Origin of the sequence: Rhodococcus sp. 06-1474-1B (assembly GCF_002258885.1) — a bacterium.
Lineage (GTDB): Bacteria > Actinomycetota > Actinomycetes > Mycobacteriales > Mycobacteriaceae > Rhodococcoides > Rhodococcoides fascians.
In genome coordinates, this window is record NZ_NOYR01000028.1 from 119491 (window position 1) to 137593 (window position 18103).

The window sequence follows — 18103 nt, forward strand, 5'->3', positions numbered from 1 at the left end:
GCTGTCAGGAACGCGCGAGTTCGATGACTTCTTCCTCGGTCGGCGGGCTCTTCGGGTGGTAGGACAGGCACAGGGGAGTGGCGGTTCGCCGGAACTCTGCGCCCTCGACGGCAGCGTAGAACTGCCCCGCGGGCAAACGGCCGACATCGGGTACCGAGCCGCCTTTGACGCGGGCCATCTCCTTGGCCGCCTCGACCTGGGACGGGCTGTTGAGCAGTCCGTAGAACTGCGTCGACGCGTTTCCGGCGATGCGGTTGTGCAACCCCTTCGGTGCCTGCGTGGCAAACACGAGACCGAGACCGTACTTACGCGCCTGCGACGCCAGCGCAAGTGTGCTGTGTGTCGCTGCGGTCGTGCGATCGGAGGGGGCGAAGTTCTGCGCCTCGTCCATCACGAACAGTCCGCCGAGCGGCCGGTCACCCGCCGGGTTCTTCTTGATCCAGGAGAACAGGCCCATCTGCAGCTGATTGACGAAGCTCTGCTTCTGCTCGTCGGTGGTCAGGCCCGCCAGATTGATCACCGATACTCGAGCCTTCTTTCCGTCGGCCGGAGTCAGCAGCACTGCCGGGTCGACCGGGGTGCCCGCCCCTGCGAACATGGGGTCGTTGGCCACGGCAGCCTTCAGATTTTCGGCCAGTCCCTGCGCGATCCGTACGGCATCGCGCAGGTCGCTGGTGTCCTCGGGCAATTCTTCGAGCAGGTCGATGAAGTCCGCCAGCGTGCCGCCCTGTGGGCGTCGACCGAAGAGATCGAGCGCCGACTTCAGCACTGCGCGGCCGTGTTTCGCCTTCTGGGAAGTACCCAGGACGCCGGCGGCGGGCTCGAGCGACGCCAATGCGGATTCGACGGAGGAATCGAACTCGTCGGCATCACCGAGAACGCTGACGAAATCGGGCAGTGGCTGAAAGCTCAGCGGTCGGCCCGCCGACTTGCGGGGCGTCCACACCACGACGTCGGTGTCGCGTAGATACGCCGCCGCCTTGGCCTCGTCGCCCGGCGGCCACGTCCGTTCGTCCTCGGGCCACGCGGTGCCGAGGCGAGCCAGGTCGTTGTTGACGTCCAACACGATCGCCGAAACACCTTGCAGCGCACATTCTTCCACCAGTCGGCGAATCAGTACCGTCTTCCCTGATCCGGAACCCGCGAAGATCGCTGTGTGCTTACGGAGCGCCTCGAGTTGGATTGCGACGTCCGCACCGGTGCTCACTTCCGACCCGGCGACGATCGACGGCCGGCGGCTCGCAATCGGTTCGGCCGCGACGGTGTTCTCGGGTTCGATCAATGCGGTGTCGTCGTCGACGACGCTGACTGCAGGCAACACGGAGGAGAACAGTTCGACCTCGTGTGCGGGCTTGCGTGCGAGCAACCACGACGTGAGTGCGGGGGAGTTCTCGGCGAGCAGGACCGACAGAGCCGCCAAGGCCCTGCGGTCCTCGTCGCCGAACGGAACGACAATGCCGCCGGCACGTCGCAGAGCGGCGACGGTCTGCTCGGTCTTCGCGCCATTGGGCCACGGGTCGTTTCTGATGAGGATCAGTCGCCGTTTCGGCATGTCTGCCCTGAGGCCGGCCGTGGTCACTGCACGCTCCACACGGGCCAACGCGGCCCTGGCGTTGCCGGAGGTGACCGCGCGGAAGCACCAGTGCTCCTCGTCGTCCGTATCGGTGTCGACGGTATGTCGCAGCCTGGCATGCAGGGCAGGCTTGCCGCTCGGAGGTGGGTCCTGGGCAAGGCTGTCGTCCGAGGACTGATGCTCGTGTATCCACGCGGTCAGGCCCGCAGACAGGAGTGCGGGGACGATCGAGTCCTCACTGTCGGGCTTCAGCGGAATGGAGACGTCGACCTGTTTGCGCAGTTCTGCGTAGCGATCGTCGAGTATGTCGAGTTCGTCGACCCGTGCTTTGGGGAGGTCCTGCGCATCCGCGGGCCCGGACTTGTCCGTGAAACTCTCCAACTCCGACGCGACGCCGGTGTCGAGGCAGTGCCTGATGTGACGGTCGACCGCGATCAGCAGCTGCCGCGGAGTGAAGTCCGGGGCCTGCTCGAATGCGTCGGGTGCCACCGGCCACGTCGGATGCGGCGGGGTGAAGCCGGCCTCGAGAAAGCACGCCGCCAGACGTCGTCCCAGTAACAGGCGTCCGATGTCGGACGACGGAATCGGCTTGAGAGGCTGCGTCACTCGGAAGCGGTCGCGCATCGGTGCCACGCCGCGGGCAGCGATCAACTCCCACGCGCTCGACAGAGCCGAGAGTACCGACGCGGTGCGAGGAAGCGTTTCGCGCAGCGACATCAGACCGTGCGCCAGTTGCTCGACGACCTTGTCTTCCTGTGCGTCGGCGAACTCCTGATCCGATCCCGTTCGGGATTGCGCGACCAACGTGTCGATCTGGTCTATCGCAAGAATTGTCGGACCGGTGATGGCCAGCAGCCGTGAGATGTTCTCGGCAATGCCTTGGTGACCGAGCTCGGCCCGGCGGATACCCCAGGGCGAGAATTCTTCGGCATCGACGTCGTCGATCGACTGCAGGTATGCGTCACCGAGATCCTGGACGGCCGAATCGGGGGCGATGGACAGCACCAAGGCGCGCAGAGTGTGCTGCGAGGTGCGCCGATGTCGGGGGTGAACCTTGTATACGGCGGTGACGAAGTCGTTGAGCGTCTCGGCGTCGATCATGTTCTCGCCCATGATCTTTGCGCGTTGTTCGTCGGGAATGTCGCCGATCGTGCACAAGCGACGCAGCAGAAGTGCGAGTTGGCTGTCGGATCCTTGGCCGGAGGGCCGCATCAGGTCGTCGAGCATCCCCATGAGAGTCGACCGCCAGAAGCCCGCGGCGTCGAGCAGCCTGATCAGGAAGAAGTACCCGCCCTTCTGCTGCACCTCCTCGCGCACCTGCCCCAGCAGATGCGTCTTGCCGGATCCGGCAGGCCCGCGTACGACGACTCCGAGCGGACTGGCGTCATCCGACGTCTCCGCGTCGTCGTAGGCGTTCATCACCTCGAGGAACACCCGCTCGTGCATACCGGGAACGTGCACGTTGGACTGCGAACGCCACACGTCGTCGGGGGTCGGGGCCCAGCTCAGTCGTACCGATTCCAGAGCCCGGATCTGCTCGTTGTCCGTCATCGTGGAGTTCACGCCCATCATGATTCGATCGAGAGAAGGTGGTTCTGCTGATTACCGACGACGACGGCCGCAGCGCGTTCCTCGTCGGTCAGCGTCTTCTGGTTTTCCTCGGGTATCAGCGAGACGTCCGCGGCGCGGCGCAGCCGTGCGAGTGCATCGTCGAGATCGGCACGAGGTATGTCTCGCAACTCGTTTCGCAAGCGAGACAGCCGAACGGTGCTACCGGGTTCACGTGCGAGCGACGCGTACGCGGTGCGAATCGAGGCCTCGATGTCGACGGTCTTGTCGGCCTTCTCGGAGCTGTCGAGGGGGGCGGTCTCGTCCCCGCGGGGCGAGAACACATCGGCCGGACGGCTGTCGGTGCGATCCAGCCAGCGACGTAACCCTGCCAACACGGTGAACATGGCCTTGCCTGCGCCTGTCGACCGAGCCGGTGGTTCACCGCCCATGAGCTCACCGCAGGTGCGCCACCCTTTGTCGGTCAGCTCCAGGGTCATCGGGCGCACCGAAGAATCGACCTCGATCAATCCCGCATTCTTCAGTTTGTCGCGGGAAGCCTTAGGTAGTTCGGGGCCGAGTCCCTTGAGGACGCTGTTCTTCACCGGACTCGCTTCGGCCATCAGAACGAGCAGTACTGCTGCTTCGGTGCCGTTCAGGTCTTCGGTACTCATCGAGGATCCCCCTTCGATCGTCTTCTCGATACTGCCTCGCGGATGGTAGCCACAGCGCGGTGCGGGTCGTCGATCACCTGAGCGTTGGTGAACCGCAACACCATGTACCCGTGTGTCTGCAGCTGGTTGTCGCGCACGCGGTCCTCGGCGAAGCGCTGGGCGGCACGGTGCTCGTCGCCGTCGATTTCCACGATGACTCTCTCGGTGCGCCACAGTACGTCGACTGTGAACGGACGGCTGAGTTCGCCGAGCCGAATCGAGCGATTGTGCTCTCGACCGGTGGCCCATTCGTGCTGGTCCAGCGCTCTGTACAGGCGCTTCTCCGGATCGCTCGCCGGGTGTGGGTGTCCGGCGATCGGCGGATAGCTCAACGGCCGGAAGCGATCGAGGACAGTGCTGACGCCGGCAGGCACTTCGGGTGCGCGCACCGACACGGACGGGAATCTGTCCATCCTCGACGACCCACCGCCGGTGAGCCACACGCCCGCCCGTGCGTGAGCACACAGCCATTCCGCTGCGGTCGACACGAAGTCGGCGTCCACGGCGTCGGGTACGACCAGCACGAGAGCGACAACGTCGCGGCCGTGAGCTGCCGCGAGAGCTCGCGCCGAACCTGCCGCGCGGGTCTCGACGGTGAACACCGGCCGGCGTATCGGCCGCCCCGAGGAGGCCGACTCGGCCAGAGCCGCTATGTAGGGGCCGAAGTGTGCCGAGTCGGCAGCCAGGCGAACGGCGGACGTGCGAGCGGCACGCCGCTCCAACGTGGAGGTCCCTGCGTTGTGCTCGAACTCGGGGAGCCACAGCGCGGTCGAGTCGACCGCTGCGGTCTCCAGCGACGTGACCACCATCTCGACCAGGTCTGCCGAACGATGAGATGCCGACTCGTCGACAGTGAAGAAGACGATCGCAGGTGCATCGGCGGGGAGCGGGTTCGCGGATTCGGCGAGCTCGCGTTCGGACGCCCCGCGAAGTCGAGTCACTCGATCTGCGGGAAGACTCGACCACCAGCCTGCGGTCTCACCGTTCCCGGTCACAGCTGCTCCCCGCCCACCCCTGTTGCCCCATCTCCGAACCGTACCGACAAGGTCCGACACGTAGGGGCGAGCACGTCTCCGTGACGGCGATTTGGCTCTGGCATCGGCGTTCCCCTACACTTGACCGGTTGCCTGTGGCAGCGGTGTGTCTTCGTGCGCCCGCTCTCGGCAGCCGACCGCGCGTGTCGGGACGGAAATCCGGCACGTACGTACATCCAGGTCAAGGAGAAGTTAGTGATTCAGCAGGAGTCGCGAGTACGCGTCGCTGATAACACGGGCGCGAAGGAAATCCTTTGCATCCGCGTTCTCGGTGGTTCGTCACGTCGCTACGCCGGAATCGGCGACATCATCGTAGCTACGGTGAAAGACGCCATTCCCGGTGGAAACATCAAGAAGGGTGAGGTCGTCAAGGCCGTCATCGTCCGCACCGTCAAGGAGCGTCGCCGTCCGGATGGCTCGTACATCCGTTTCGACGAGAACGCTGCGGTGCTGATCAAGCCGGACCACGACCCCCGTGGAACCCGCATCTTCGGCCCGGTCGGCCGCGAGCTGCGTGAGAAAAAGTTCATGAAGATCGTCTCGCTCGCCCCGGAGGTGCTGTAAATGAAGGTGCACAAGGGCGACACCGTTCTCGTGATCGCAGGCAAGGACAAGGGTGCCAAGGGCAAGGTCATTCAGGCCTACCCCGCTGACTCCAAGGTTCTGGTCGAAGGCGTGAACCGCATCAAGAAGCACACCGCGGTCTCTGCCAACCAGCGCGGCGCATCCTCGGGTGGCATCGTCACTCAGGAAGCCCCGATCCACGTATCGAACGTCGCAGTTGTCGACTCGGACGGAAACCCCACTCGCGTGGGCTACCGGACCGACGAAGAATCCGGCAAGCGCGTTCGTGTTTCCCGCAAGAACGGGAAGGACATCTGAGATGACTACCACCGAGAACATCGCGGGCGAACAGCCCCGCCTCAAGGCGCGCTACCGCGCCGAGATCAAAGACGCCCTGAACACCGAGTTTGCATACGAGAACGTCATGCAGATCCCCGGCATCGTCAAGGTCGTCGTCAACATGGGTGTCGGCGACGCCGCCCGTGACGCCAAGCTGATCAACGGCGCAGTTGCAGACCTCGCTGCCATCACCGGCCAGAAGCCGGAGATCCGCAAGGCGCGCAAGTCCATCGCACAGTTCAAGCTGCGCGAAGGAATGCCCATCGGCGCACGCGTCACCCTCCGTGGCGACCGCATGTGGGAGTTCCTCGACCGTCTGGTCTCCATTGCCCTTCCCCGAATCAGGGACTTCCGCGGCCTCTCGGGCACGCAGTTCGACGGCAACGGAAACTACACGTTCGGCCTCAACGAGCAGTCGATGTTCCACGAGATCGACGTGGACAAGATCGACCGTCCGCGCGGCATGGACATCACCGTAGTAACCACCGCAACCAACAACGAAGAAGGCCGCGCGCTGCTCAAGCACCTCGGCTTCCCGTTCAAGGAGAACTGAGTCCATGGCGAAGAAGGCATTGGTCAACAAGGCCAACAAGAAGCCGAAGTTCGCGGTGCGTGCATACACTCGCTGCAACCGCTGCGGCCGTCCCCATTCCGTGTTCCGCAAGTTCGGCCTCTGCCGTATCTGCGTGCGCGAGATGGCACACGCCGGAGAGCTTCCCGGAGTTCGCAAGAGCTCCTGGTGATCTGAGGCCTCCGGGCTTCACCACACCACGCTGATGGGCGTGGGTTCCGAAAGGAACCCACGCCCATTTTGCGTTGCTCAGGTCCTGACTTTCACACCGACCACACGTCGTGTCGTAGATCCAGAGAGCGGACCAGATCCACCGCCGCATGATGATCCTGGCTGTCGACGATCAGCAGCAGGCCACGCTCGGACATCGCCGACGCGAGGGCATCGGTGGAGACGGTTCTACATCCAGGCGGCATGTCCGGGTCTCCGAGTTCCCGGTAGGTGTCGGCAATCGCCACTACGTCCTCGACTGGATCGAATCCCCAGACGGTCACGAAATGTCCTACGTTCCAGTCGAAGTCGGTCAACTCTGCAGTATGTACATTCGCCAACGATGCGAAGCGGAAAGGCCCGTCGGCAAGACGGTCGAGTAGCAGACGCAATCGCTCGACGGAGGGCCCCACGATGGGAACCACGGCGACGCGGTGATCGGTCGCGGTCTCGATGCCCTCCGTGAGACCTGCTGCCGTGGTCCCGGCTGCGTCGATCGATGCGGCTCTCGGCAGTAGATCCCACCCGTCGGTGATTCGGGGGGTTCCGGGAGGACGGGCCGAGTCGATTGCACCCGGCCAGATCGCGGACCTCGACGCGACCGCGAGTGCCGTCACGCCCGGTGCGTCGTCGCCCATGACGGCCGTCAGCGCAACCGATGCCGAGAACGGTCCGCAGAGTTGATCCGGTTGTGGCAGAGCATGATCGAGGGCCGAGAAGATGGTGGTTGCCCCGGCGAACCTGCGCAGCATCTCAGTAGATCCAACGCAACGATTCGAGCAGTTCGTCCTCGGTATGGCTCTCCGCCCACGTGGCATCGGCGTCCCGGCAGGCGACGAACGCGCCCAGAAGTTCCATGCCCAACACGTCTCGGACCAGTGCGGACCACAGGAGGTCTTCGCGCTGCTGCGCGTGGGTCGTTGCGAGAGGCGAGATCCCCGCGGCATCCCGACGAGCATCGTCCCAACCTCCTACGTCCTCCTGGACCGGAGACGGCAACTGCGCCGAATCCGCCACTCCCGCCAGACCGGCCGCGATCGTGACGGCCAGCGCCAGATACGGATTGGCGGACGCGTCGCACGCCTTCAATTCGACGTTGGTGTGTTCCGGGCCGAGAAGGGGCGTGGCCGGTACGAGTCGCACTGCAGCCTCGCGGTTCTCGACGCCCCAGAATCCGAAGGCACCTGCCCAGTACCCCGGTCGACGACGCAGCAGTGACCCCGAACTCGGTGCCGTGATGGCTGTGAGTCCCGGGAGTTCTCGAACGAGGCCCGCGATGTACGCCTGCCCGGTGTCGGACAGTCCGTACTCTCCGTCGCCGGTGAGAGCGTTGTGACCGTCGCGAACCAGTGATGTGTGTAGGTGCCATCCGTTACCCGCACTGCTCGACGAGGGCAGGGGAGCGAAGCTTGCCCTCAGGCCCTGGGCTTTGGCCGCTGAGTGGATGGTCTGCCGCGCGAGTACCTGCGCGTCGGCCGCAGCAAGCGGATCGAGTGGACTCAATGCGATCTCCAGCTGGGAGCCGCCGTACTCGGCATGAATCTGCCCGATGTCGAGGCCATTCGCAGACAGCGCCTCGAGCAGCAGTACTACGAATTGATCGACATCGCAGAGTGCGTTCGCCGAGTAGGCAGGTCCGCGATGAGCGGACAGTCCGTCCGACTCGCGAGTCAGGGCAAACTCGATCTCGAATCCGGCCCGTACCTCGAAACCGGCATCGGACGCCTTCTGCACCTGCCGCTCGAGAACTGAGCGCTGATCGTAGGGCCACGGTGTGCCGTCCGCCGAGACCTGTCGTCCGTGCGCCCAGGCCAGCCCCGGCTGTCCGGACAGGGCGACCACGCTCGACGCGCTCCCGATCACCGGAATCAACCGCACATCGCCGGACGGCGTCGACAGTCCTTCGTGGGCGAATGTGATCCCGTCATGCGAATCGAATACCGCGAACACCGCGGTGACTCCCACTCCACGCCGTGCGACTGCAGTCAATTCTGCGGTGGGCACGGTGCGTGATCGGACGATGCCGTTGTTGTCGACCCAGCCGATCGTCACCCCGGCGATGTTGCGGTCACGCAGAGTGTGGGTGAGGTGGTCGATGTCGACTGCCTTCGAGTCCGTCATGGTCCGACGTTAGCGAAGAAGTGCTCGTCGGGGTGTCCGACTGGACCCGAGCTGTCGCGCAATGGTAAGGCGATTTGGTCTTCGGGTGCGCGATGCCTACACTAGAGCGGTTGCCCGGGCTTCGTCGTGCCTGCACGCGAGTCCTTGCAATAGAAACGCAACCTCGAGTTCTCCGTACGTCAGCATTGAACATGCGGAAGCTCGTAACACCTGGCAGTGCAGCGATGCATTGCTTGGAGCGCAACCCCTGACCGGCAACAGTCGGTCAGGACATGTTCACTTCGCTGTAGGCCCACGATGTGACGAGCCAGGCCCGATGGGTTCTCCGGAACCGGAAGGCACCAGCCCGCGCGTGCTGCATGGGAACCGCTGCGAGAAAGGTGCACAGGTCACACCATGACGATGACCGATCCAATTGCAGACTTCTTGACCCGTCTGCGCAACGCCAACTCGGCGTACCACGACGAGGTGAAGCTTCCCCACTCGAAGCTCAAGGCGAACATCGCCGAGATCCTCAAGCGCGAGGGCTACATCTCCGATTACCGCACGGAAGACGCCGAGGTGGGCAAGACCCTCATCGTCGATCTGAAGTACGGCCCGAGCCGTGAGCGCAGCCTCGCCGGCGTGCGACGCGTCTCCAAGCCCGGTCTCCGGGTGTACGCAAAATCCACCAATCTGCCCAAGGTTCTCGGCGGCCTGGGCGTGGCGATCATCTCCACGTCCACCGGTCTGCTCACGGAGCGTCAGGCTGCCAAGCAGGGTGTGGGCGGAGAAGTCCTCGCCTACGTCTGGTAGGGGAGGCCACACCATGTCACGTATTGGAAAATTGCCGGTCGCAGTCCCCGCTGGCGTCGATATCACCATCGACGGCCAGGACGTTGCGGTCAAGGGCCCCAAGGGTGCCCTGAGCCTGACAGTCGCCGAGCCCATCAAGATCGCCCGCGCCGACGACGGCACCATCGCCGTCACTCGGCCCGACGACGAGCGTAAGAGCCGCTCGCTGCATGGTCTCTCGCGCACTCTCGTCGCGAACCTCATCACCGGTGTCACCAACGGTTACACCACCAAGATGGAGATTCACGGCGTCGGTTACCGCGTCGTACTCAAGGGCAAGGACCTCGAGTTCGCACTCGGTTACAGCCATCCCGTGCTGATCGAAGCACCCGAGGGCATCACGTTCACGGTCGAGTCGCCCACGCGATTCACCGTTGTCGGCATCGACAAGCAGAAGGTCGGTCAGATCTCTGCCAACATTCGTCGTCTGCGGCGTCCGGACCCGTACAAGGGCAAGGGCATCCGCTACGAGGGTGAAGTGATCCGCCGCAAGGTCGGAAAGACGGGTAAGTGATATGAGCCAGCAAACAGCAGACAAGGCGAACGTCGTCAAGCGCACACCGCGCGGCACCGACGTCTCGACGAAGCGTCGCCTGTCGAAGGCACGTCGTCACTTCCGCCTTCGCAAGAAGATCTCCGGAACGCCCGAGCGTCCGCGCTTGGTCGTCAACCGGTCCTCGCGTCACATCCACGTGCAGTTGATCGACGACCTGGCGGGCCACACGCTGGCCAGCGCGTCGAGCATCGAAGCCGATGTGCGCGCACTCGAGGGCGACAAGAAGGCCGTCAGCGCGAAGGTCGGCGAGCTCATCGCCAGCCGTGCGAAGGCAGCCGGCGTCGAGGCAGTCGTGTTCGACCGCGGCGGCAACAACTACAGCGGCCGCATCGCGGCACTCGCAGACGCTGCCCGCGAAGGCGGGTTGACGTTCTGATGATGACAATGACTGACAACGGAAGGACAGCCTGATGCCGGGACGTCAACGGCGTGACGGCGGAAGCGGCCCCGCCGGACAGAACAGTGGCCCCAACGCAGGTGGCGACAACAACCAGCGCGGCGACAACCGCGGTGGTGGCGGTCGCGATCGTCGTGACAACGGCCGTGGCGGCAACGCTGCGGACAAGTCGAACTTCATCGAGAAGGTCGTCACGATCAACCGCGTCTCCAAGGTGGTCAAGGGTGGTCGACGCTTCAGCTTCACCGCCCTCGTCATCGTCGGTGACGGCAACGGACTGGTCGGCGTCGGCTACGGCAAGGCCAAGGAAGTTCCCGCGGCCATCCAGAAGGGTGTCGAAGAGGCTCGCAAGAGCTTCTTCCGCGTCCCGATGATCGCCGGCACCATCACCCACCCCATCCAGGGCGAAGCCGCTGCCGGCGTCGTCATGTTGCGTCCGGCCAGCGCCGGTACCGGCGTCATCGCCGGTGGTGCTGTTCGCGCAGTGTTGGAGTGCGCCGGTGTCCACGACGTGCTGTCGAAGTCGCTCGGTAGCGACAACGCCATCAACGTCGTGCACGCGACCGTCGCAGCCCTCAAGGGTCTGCAGCGTCCCGAGGAAGTTGCGGCTCGCCGCGGCCTGACCCTCGAAGAGGTTGCACCCGCCGGAATGCTGCGCGCACGCGCACAGGCAGGAGCGGTGAAGTAATGGCTCAGCTGAAGGTCACTCAGATCAAGAGCACCATCGGCCAGAAGGCGAACCAGCGTGACAGCCTGCGTACTCTCGGGCTCAAGGGCATCCGCCAGACGGTCGTCCGCGAGGACAACCCGCAGAACCGCGGACTGGTCAACACGGTGCGCCACCTCGTAACTGTTGAGGAGGTCTAACCATGACCATCAAACTGCACCACCTGCGCCCCGCAGCCGGATCCAAGTCGACGAAGATTCGCGTCGGCCGTGGTGAAGGTGGCAAGCGCGGCAAGACCGCAGGTCGCGGTACCAAGGGAACCGGCGCACGCAAGAACGTGCCGGCACGCTTCGAGGGTGGCCAGATGCCCCTCCACATGCGGCTCCCGAAGCTCAAGGGCTTCACCAACCGCAACCGTGTCGTGTTCCAGGTCGTGAACCTGCGCGACATCGAGCGCCTGTTCCCCGAGGGTGGTCAGATCGGTATCCCCGAGCTGATCGCCAAGGGAGCTGTTCGCAAGAACGAGCTCGTCAAGGTTCTCGGAGACGGAAACCTCACCGTGAAGGTCGATATCTCGGCCAACAAGTTCACGGGCTCCGCCAAGGAAAAGATCGCCGCTGCCGGCGGTTCTGCAACCGAGGTATGAGCATTGCTTCGATGTGCTGAGTAGCAGCGCGTCGAGCAGCAGTTCGTGACGATGGCCGCAGCCACAGCTCTCGTAGCTGAGCTGCGGCCATCGTTGCCTACACGGAATGTCGTGTGTGTCGACCGATCGGCCAGGGTCCAACACTGACCGTCGGTCCGTTCGATGCGCACTGTTAGAGTTCTAGAGTTCAGAGAAGTTCGTATCGATGCGGTCGACGCATGTCGTCCGCAGTCCATGCTCGTGAGGCTCACGGGAGCATCAGTCGCTCCCGACGAAGCACTCGCGGCGTCAACGCAGTCGTGCCAGGAGGATCTTTGCTTTCCGCCTTCGTGTCGGCCCTCAGGACTCCTGACCTGAGACGGAAGATCCTCTTCACGCTCGGTCTGGTGGCCCTGTATCGCTTCGGTGCAACACTGCCGTCGCCGGGTGTCGACTACGCCAATGTCCGAGCATGCATCGACCAGGTCTCCGGTGGAGATTCGGCGGGCATCTACTCGTTGATCAACTTGTTCTCCGGTGGAGCGCTCCTCCAGCTCTCGGTGTTCGCGATCGGCATCATGCCGTACATCACCGCCAGCATCATCGTGCAGCTGCTCACCGTCGTCATCCCCAAGTTCGAGGAACTCCGCAAGGAGGGACAGTCGGGCCAGGCCAAGATGACGCAGTACACGCGTTACCTGTCGATCGCACTGGCCATCCTGCAGGCGACCGGCCTGGTGGCCCTCGCTTCGCGCGGCCAGTTGCTCCAGGGATGTCAGCAGGACATCATCGCCGACCAGTCCATCTTCGGGCTCGTCATCATCGTGCTGGTCATGACTGCAGGCGCAGCCGTCGTGATGTGGTTCGGCGAGGTCATCACCGAGCGCGGTGTCGGCAACGGAATGTCGCTGCTGATCTTCGCCGGAATTGCCTCGCGCATCCCGTCCGAGGGCAACTCGATTCTGGAGAGCCGCGGCGGGTTGGTCTTCGGGTTCGTCTGCTTCGCAGCGTTCCTCATCATCACCGGTGTGGTCTTCGTCGAGCAGGGTCAGCGCCGAATCCCGGTCCAGTACGCCAAGCGCATGGTCGGCCGGAAGATGTACGGCGGCTCGTCCACGTATCTGCCGCTCAAGGTCAACCAGGCCGGCGTCATCCCGGTGATCTTCGCGTCCTCGCTCCTCTACCTACCAAATCTCATCGCCCAGCTCACGTCCGCCAGCACCGCAACCGATCCGAGCTGGTGGCAGCGGATCATCAACGAGTATCTGGTGAACCCGGCGAACCCGGTGTACATCGCTATCTTCTTCGGGCTGATCGTCTTCTTCACGTACTTCTACGTGGCGATCACGTTCAACCCCGAAGAGCGGGCCGACGAGATGAAGAAGTTCGGTGGATTCATCCCGGGCATCCGACCGGGTAAGCCGACAGCCGATTACCTCAACTACGTTCTCAGTCGCATCACGCTGCCCGGTGCGGTGTACCTGGGCACCATTGCGGTGCTTCCCAACCTGTTCCTCGACATCGGCAGTTCGGGCGGAGCTCAAAACCTTCCGTTCGGTGGTACCGCCGTGTTGATCATGGTCAGCGTGGGCCTCGACACCGTCAAGCAGATCGAAAGCCAGCTGATGCAGCGTAACTACGAAGGGTTCCTCAAGTGAGACTTGTTCTGCTCGGTCCCCCCGGTGCCGGCAAAGGCACTCAGGCCGTCCTCCTCTCCGAGAAGCTGGGCGTGCCACACATTTCGACAGGCGATCTCTTTCGCGCCAACATCGGCGAGAAGACCCCGCTCGGATTGGAAGCGAAGAAGTACCTCGACGCGGGCGACCTCGTGCCGAGCGAACTCACCGTGGACATGGTGCGCAGTCGACTCGCCGAGCCCGACGCCGTCAACGGATTCCTGCTCGACGGTTTCCCGCGTTCGGTCGGCCAGGCCGAAGCTCTGGTCGACATCCTCTCCGACCTGAACGCGCATCTCGATGCGGTGCTGTCCTTTGTCGTCGACGAGGACGTCGTCGTGGACCGCATGCTGGCGCGCGGCCGTGAGGACGACAAAGAGGACGTCATCCGTAATCGGCTCAAGGTATACCGCGACGAGACGGCACCGCTGTTGGACTACTACTCCGACAAGCTGGTCACCGTCGATGCGATCGGTGAGGTGGACGAAGTCAACGCCCGCGCGCTGAAGTCCATCGAGGACCACGGCAAGTAATGGCGTTCGGCCGTAAACGAAAAGTTGTCCCGTTCAAGAGCGCCGGTGAGCTCGACGCGATGGCGGCAGCCGGTGCCGTGGTAGGTGCCGCTCTCGTCGCCGTACGAGATGCAGCCAAGCCCGGGGTCTCGACGCTCGAACTCGACCGAGTTGCCGAGGCGGTCATCCGTGATGCCGGTGCGGTGCCCTCTTTCCTGGGGTACCACGGTTTCACCGGCAGCATCTGCTCCTCGGTGAACGACCGCGTCGTGCACGGCATTCCGTCGGCGGACGAGTTGTTGGTCGCCGGTGATCTCGTGTCCATCGACTGCGGTGCCGTTCTGGACGGTTGGCACGGAGATTCGGCGTGGACGTTCGGCGTCGGCGACATCATCGAGGCCGATGCGTTGCTGAGCGACGCGACCAGGCTTTCCATGGAGGCCGGGATCGCTGCGATGATCCCCGGCAATCGTCTGACCGACATCTCCCACGCCATCGAGTCCGGTACGCACGCGGCCGAGGATGCTCACGGTCGCAAATACGGAATTGTCGACGGTTACGGCGGCCACGGAATCGGCCGCGAAATGCATATGGACCCGTTCCTCGCGAACGAGGGCGCGCCGGGCAAAGGACCGGAGCTCGTGGTGGGTTCCACGCTGGCCATCGAACCGATGTTGACGCTCGGTACCTACGAGACCGACATTCTCGACGACGGGTGGACCGTGGTGACCACCGATGGTTCTCGTGCGGCGCACTGGGAACACACGGTCGCGGTGACCGAGGACGGCCCGCGAATCCTGACGGTTCGGCCTCGTTAGAACTACCAGGTCAACGCTCACCAGGTGAGTGACGAGTACCGGCGGCCCCCTCGGATGAGTCCGAGGTGGGCGGCCGTCAGGCGTAGCCAGAGGCGAGTCGGCATCCGAGTCACTGCGGTCGGCAGCAATGGGTTTCGTACCGCGAGCGCGAGGAGCGCTACGGAAATTGTGCGGATTCGGAAGGGCGGGCATCCGGCAGCCCGATACATTCCGCGGACGTGGGCCGATCCGTATCCCAGTGCCCCGGCCTGCTTCCAATTGTCCCGGCGGCCGGTGCGCAAACGATATTCGACCAGCGGCTCGGCTATGAAGTGCAGGCGGGCACCCGATTGCTGTGCGCGCCAGGAGAATTCCATGTCCTCGCTGGCATGAACGAATTCGAGCATCCCGCCGAGATCTCGGTAGGTCGACGCGCGGCACGCCATACTCGCCCCGATGACGAACGGGCGAAAGGGCGACTTGCCCTGATTCGAAGGTGGGGCGAACGGAACTGCGGCGCGCGTCGCTTCGGAGTTCAGCGCCTCGGTGCTCAGGCCGGTTCCCACGAGGTCGTAGCTGTCCAGTTCGGCGGTGATGCGCCGCAGCCATGTCGGGTGTACGACGTCGTCGGCATCGCAGAAGGCCAGCAGCGGGCCCTCGGCTGCTTCCGCTCCGCGATTGCGGGCATGCGACGCGCCTGGGGTGCCGGACGAATCGACGTACTTCAGATTCAAGTGGGCCCGTAGTGCGTGGTCCTCCACGAACTCGCGCACTCCGTCGGTCGAGCCGTTGTCGCTGACGACGACCTCGAACGGGCCGTCGTAGTCCTGGTGTGCGAGCGCGCGTAGTTGCTCGTCGAGCACATCTCTGGCGTTGTGTACGGGAATGATCACGGAGACGGCTGGGCCGGACGGGTTGGAACTCAAGAGGGCACCTTGCGGGCTCGGTGGCTGAACGATGGCGGGCGGACGAAAGGTTAGCTCAGTTAATCTAACGTCGCCATCCGACGCGTTTCGTGCCCGCTTCGCGCGCATTTGGCCAGATCTGTCTTTGCCGGTAACATAGATCGACGGTGCGCCCTGCGTACCGGATGTTCGCATGCCTCGAGGGCTGTGCGGCCCTCCGGCGATACTCCGACTCGGTTCCGAGGAGTCGGTCAGTGGGCATCACGGTAACGGAAACAGATGCAATCAACCAGGTGTGAGAGCCAGGATCGCGGAGGATATGGCCAAGAAAGACGGTGCTATCGAGGTAGAGGGCCGAGTTGTCGAACCGCTGCCCAATGCGATGTTTCGCATTGAGCTCGAAAACGGCCACAAGGTACTCGCCCACATCAGCGGAAAGATGCGTCAGCACTACATCCGCATCCTTCCCGAGGATCGCGTCGTGGTAGAGCTTTCGCCCTACGACCTCACGCGTGGACGCATCGTTTACCGCTACAAGTAAGAGCTTCCTCGGCCATGTCCGGTCGGGGAGAACCATGCTCGGTCCGCTGCTCGCAGCGCGTCCGAGCTACACACAGGAGATCAACGACGTGAAGGTTCAGCCGAGCGTCAAGAAGATCTGCGAGAAGTGCAAGGTGATTCGTCGTAACGGACGCGTCATGGTGATCTGCGACAACCTGCGTCACAAGCAGCGTCAGGGATAACCACCGAGCATCACGCACGTCGGCTTGGCAACAGCTAGAAGATGACCTCCCAGCACCAACCGCAACACACGCGTTGCGGCAGACCCCCGGCACGGAGGCCGGGGCCCCACTGAGTTTGTTGAAAGACGCTTCCCACCCCAGCGGTGAGAAGGACACAGGGGACGGACTGGGAGCAGACCTCCGGACAAGAAAAGGAAATGCCACATGGCACGTCTCGCAGGTGTGGATCTGCCGCGCGAAAAGCGCATGGAGATCGCACTGACTTACATCTACGGCGTCGGCCGTACCCGCTCCAAGGAAATTCTCGCAGCAACGGGCGTCAGCCCCGACCTGCGCAGCAAGGATCTCGGCGACGACGATCTGCGCAAGCTCAGCGATTACATCAACGAGTCCCTCAAGGTCGAGGGCGATCTGCGCCGCGAGGTGCAGGCCGACATCCGACGCAAGATCGAAATCGGCTGCTACCAGGGTCTTCGCCACCGTCGTGGTCTGCCCGTCCGTGGACAGCGCACCAAGACCAATGCGCGTACCCGTAAGGGACCCAAGCGCACCATTGCCGGCAAGAAGAAGGCGAAGTAATGCCCCCCAAAGCACGCGGTACCGGTCCGAAGAAGGCGCAGAAGACGCGTCGCAGGGACAAGAAGAACGTCCCGCACGGATCTGCGCACATCAAGAGCACGTTCAACAACACGATCGTGTCGATCACCGACCCCGCCGGAAACGTCATCTCGTGGGCGTCCTCGGGACACGTGGGCTTCAAGGGCTCGCGCAAGTCGACTCCGTTCGCCGCACAGCTCGCAGCCGAGAACGCTGCGCGCAAGGCTCAGGAGCACGGCGTCAAGAAGGTCGACGTGTTCGTCAAGGGTCCCGGCTCCGGCCGTGAGACCGCGATCCGCTCACTTCAGGCCGCAGGCCTCGAGGTCGGCACCATCTCCGATGTCACCCCTCAGCCGCACAACGGCTGCCGTCCGCCCAAGCGGCGTCGGGTCTAGCGGGAAGGAAAGGTTTAGAAAATGGCACGTTATACCGGTCCTATCACCCGCAAGTCGCGTCGTCTGCGCGTCGACCTCGTCGGAGGCGACCAGGCGTTCGAGCGTCGTCCCTACCCGCCCGGCCAGCACGGCCGCGCGCGGATCAAGGAGAGCGAGTACCTGCTCCAGCTGCAGGAGAAGCAGAAGGCTCGCTTCACCTACGGCGTCATGGAGAAGCAGTTCCGTCTGTACTACAAGGAAGCCAACAGGGCCGCCGGCAAGACCGGTGAGAACCTGCTGACCATCCTCGAGACTCGCCTCGACAACGTCGTCTACCGTGCGGGTCTCGCACGTACGCGTCGTCAGGCACGCCAGCTGGTCACCCATGGCCACTTCCTCGTGAACAACAAGCGAGTGGACATCCCCAGCTACCGCGTCTCGCAGTACGACATCATCGATGTCCGCGAGAAGTCCGCGCAGACCCTGCCGATCCAGATCGCTCGTGAGAGCTACGGCGATCGTCCGGTGGCTCCGTGGCTGCAGGTCGTCCCCAACCGTCTTCGCATCCTGGTTCACCGGGTGCCGGAGCGCGCACAGATCGATGTGCCGCTCCAGGAGCAGCTCATCGTCGAGTACTACTCGAAGTAAGGCGCAGCACGCATGTGAGTCTCCCCGCGAGGCTCACATGCGTCTTCGCCTCCACACGTGGGCGTCAAATAGCGGACGCCCGTACAGGAGGAACACAGA

The 18103-nt window shown here is 63.8% G+C and carries 24 protein-coding genes; 18 read left to right on the forward strand and 6 right to left on the reverse strand.

Annotated features, from left to right (window positions below; translation table 11 throughout):
- Positions 1-4: 4 nt before the first annotated feature.
- From CH266_RS17510 to CH266_RS17520, 3 genes are read right to left on the reverse strand one after another with little or no spacing between them, the layout of a single operon-like run.
- A complete protein-coding gene (locus CH266_RS17510; RefSeq protein ID WP_094715858.1) occupies positions 5-3124 on the reverse strand; it encodes a helicase HerA domain-containing protein in 3120 nt (1039 codons plus the stop codon).
- 17 nt (positions 3125-3141) lie between these two features.
- Positions 3142-3795 carry a hypothetical protein gene (locus CH266_RS17515; protein ID WP_032365634.1) on the reverse strand — a complete coding sequence of 218 codons (654 nt, stop codon included), beginning with the start codon at positions 3793-3795 and terminating at the stop codon, positions 3142-3144.
- Positions 3792-4829 carry an endonuclease domain-containing protein gene (locus CH266_RS17520; protein ID WP_094715838.1) on the reverse strand — a complete coding sequence of 346 codons (1038 nt, stop codon included), beginning with the start codon at positions 4827-4829 and terminating at the stop codon, positions 3792-3794. The genes CH266_RS17515 and CH266_RS17520 overlap by 4 nt, the downstream gene beginning before the upstream one ends.
- Before the next feature lie 234 nt (positions 4830-5063).
- Between CH266_RS17520 and rplN the strand changes: the two genes are divergently transcribed.
- From rplN to CH266_RS17540, 4 genes are read left to right on the forward strand one after another with little or no spacing between them, the layout of a single operon-like run.
- Complete coding sequence (rplN, locus tag CH266_RS17525; protein ID WP_027496320.1) at positions 5064-5432, forward strand: 50S ribosomal protein L14; 369 nt, start codon at positions 5064-5066, stop codon at positions 5430-5432.
- Positions 5433-5750 (forward strand): 50S ribosomal protein L24, encoded by a 318-nt coding sequence (gene rplX / locus CH266_RS17530; protein WP_008718278.1) that lies wholly within the window; start codon positions 5433-5435, stop codon positions 5748-5750.
- A 1-nt stretch (position 5751) separates the two neighbouring features.
- Positions 5752-6324: a 50S ribosomal protein L5 gene (gene rplE / locus CH266_RS17535; protein ID WP_008718275.1), complete on the forward strand. Its 573-nt coding sequence runs from the start codon at positions 5752-5754 to the stop codon at positions 6322-6324.
- 4 nt (positions 6325-6328) lie between these two features.
- A complete protein-coding gene (locus tag CH266_RS17540) occupies positions 6329-6514 on the forward strand; it encodes a type Z 30S ribosomal protein S14 (RefSeq protein WP_008718273.1) in 186 nt (61 codons plus the stop codon).
- Between the two features lie 91 nt (positions 6515-6605).
- Here the strand turns inward: CH266_RS17540 and CH266_RS17545 are convergent, their stop codons facing one another.
- Both CH266_RS17545 and CH266_RS17550 read right to left on the reverse strand, forming a co-directional pair.
- Positions 6606-7304 carry a DUF6885 family protein gene (locus CH266_RS17545; RefSeq protein WP_094715839.1) on the reverse strand — a complete coding sequence of 233 codons (699 nt, stop codon included), beginning with the start codon at positions 7302-7304 and terminating at the stop codon, positions 6606-6608.
- Position 7305: 1 nt separating this feature from the next.
- Positions 7306-8673, reverse strand: coding sequence for a glutamine synthetase family protein (locus tag CH266_RS17550; RefSeq protein WP_052055029.1), 1368 nt, complete (start codon positions 8671-8673; stop codon positions 7306-7308).
- A 396-nt stretch (positions 8674-9069) separates the two neighbouring features.
- On the opposite strand from CH266_RS17550, the gene rpsH reads away from it, so the two are divergent.
- The 9 genes from rpsH to map all read left to right on the forward strand — a co-directional run bounded on the left by rpsH (position 9070) and on the right by map (position 14758).
- The gene (gene rpsH, locus CH266_RS17555; RefSeq protein WP_008718266.1) at positions 9070-9468 is read left to right on the forward strand and encodes a 30S ribosomal protein S8; all 399 of its coding nucleotides are present in this window, start codon (positions 9070-9072) and stop codon (positions 9466-9468) included.
- Positions 9469-9481: 13 nt separating this feature from the next.
- Positions 9482-10021, forward strand: coding sequence for a 50S ribosomal protein L6 (gene rplF, locus CH266_RS17560; protein ID WP_027496323.1), 540 nt, complete (start codon positions 9482-9484; stop codon positions 10019-10021).
- A gap of 1 nt (position 10022) precedes the next feature.
- Positions 10023-10439, forward strand: a complete 417-nt coding sequence (rplR, locus tag CH266_RS17565) for a 50S ribosomal protein L18 (RefSeq protein ID WP_032365631.1) — start codon at positions 10023-10025, stop codon at positions 10437-10439.
- A gap of 34 nt (positions 10440-10473) precedes the next feature.
- On the forward strand, positions 10474-11148 hold the full coding sequence (gene rpsE, locus CH266_RS17570) for a 30S ribosomal protein S5 (protein WP_032365630.1): 675 nt from the start codon (positions 10474-10476) through the stop codon (positions 11146-11148).
- Positions 11148-11327, forward strand: a complete 180-nt coding sequence (gene rpmD, locus CH266_RS17575) for a 50S ribosomal protein L30 (RefSeq protein WP_008718256.1) — start codon at positions 11148-11150, stop codon at positions 11325-11327. Before rpsE ends, rpmD begins: the two co-directional genes overlap by 1 nt.
- A gap of 2 nt (positions 11328-11329) precedes the next feature.
- Positions 11330-11773 carry a 50S ribosomal protein L15 gene (gene rplO / locus CH266_RS17580; RefSeq protein ID WP_027496326.1) on the forward strand — a complete coding sequence of 148 codons (444 nt, stop codon included), beginning with the start codon at positions 11330-11332 and terminating at the stop codon, positions 11771-11773.
- 314 nt (positions 11774-12087) lie between these two features.
- Positions 12088-13410 (forward strand): preprotein translocase subunit SecY, encoded by a 1323-nt coding sequence (gene secY / locus CH266_RS17585; protein WP_027496327.1) that lies wholly within the window; start codon positions 12088-12090, stop codon positions 13408-13410.
- The gene (locus tag CH266_RS17590; RefSeq protein ID WP_027496328.1) at positions 13407-13961 is read left to right on the forward strand and encodes an adenylate kinase; all 555 of its coding nucleotides are present in this window, start codon (positions 13407-13409) and stop codon (positions 13959-13961) included. Before secY ends, CH266_RS17590 begins: the two co-directional genes overlap by 4 nt.
- Positions 13961-14758, forward strand: coding sequence for a type I methionyl aminopeptidase (gene map / locus CH266_RS17595; RefSeq protein ID WP_027496329.1), 798 nt, complete (start codon positions 13961-13963; stop codon positions 14756-14758). The genes CH266_RS17590 and map overlap by 1 nt, the downstream gene beginning before the upstream one ends.
- Positions 14759-14775: 17 nt before the next feature.
- Here the strand turns inward: map and CH266_RS17600 are convergent, their stop codons facing one another.
- Positions 14776-15663, reverse strand: a complete 888-nt coding sequence (locus tag CH266_RS17600) for a glycosyltransferase (protein WP_176457134.1) — start codon at positions 15661-15663, stop codon at positions 14776-14778.
- Between the two features lie 298 nt (positions 15664-15961).
- On the opposite strand from CH266_RS17600, the gene infA reads away from it, so the two are divergent.
- From infA to rpsD, 5 genes are all read left to right on the forward strand, one after another.
- Positions 15962-16183, forward strand: a complete 222-nt coding sequence (gene infA, locus CH266_RS17605; RefSeq protein ID WP_005140011.1) for a translation initiation factor IF-1 — start codon at positions 15962-15964, stop codon at positions 16181-16183.
- Between the two features lie 88 nt (positions 16184-16271).
- Positions 16272-16385, forward strand: a complete 114-nt coding sequence (gene rpmJ, locus CH266_RS17610; protein WP_025347279.1) for a 50S ribosomal protein L36 — start codon at positions 16272-16274, stop codon at positions 16383-16385.
- A 204-nt stretch (positions 16386-16589) separates the two neighbouring features.
- A complete protein-coding gene (gene rpsM / locus CH266_RS17615) occupies positions 16590-16964 on the forward strand; it encodes a 30S ribosomal protein S13 (protein ID WP_027496330.1) in 375 nt (124 codons plus the stop codon).
- Positions 16964-17377 carry a 30S ribosomal protein S11 gene (gene rpsK, locus CH266_RS17620; RefSeq protein WP_027496331.1) on the forward strand — a complete coding sequence of 138 codons (414 nt, stop codon included), beginning with the start codon at positions 16964-16966 and terminating at the stop codon, positions 17375-17377. The genes rpsM and rpsK overlap by 1 nt, the downstream gene beginning before the upstream one ends.
- Before the next feature lie 21 nt (positions 17378-17398).
- The gene (gene rpsD, locus CH266_RS17625) at positions 17399-18004 is read left to right on the forward strand and encodes a 30S ribosomal protein S4 (RefSeq protein WP_008718223.1); all 606 of its coding nucleotides are present in this window, start codon (positions 17399-17401) and stop codon (positions 18002-18004) included.
- Positions 18005-18103 lie beyond the last annotated feature (99 nt).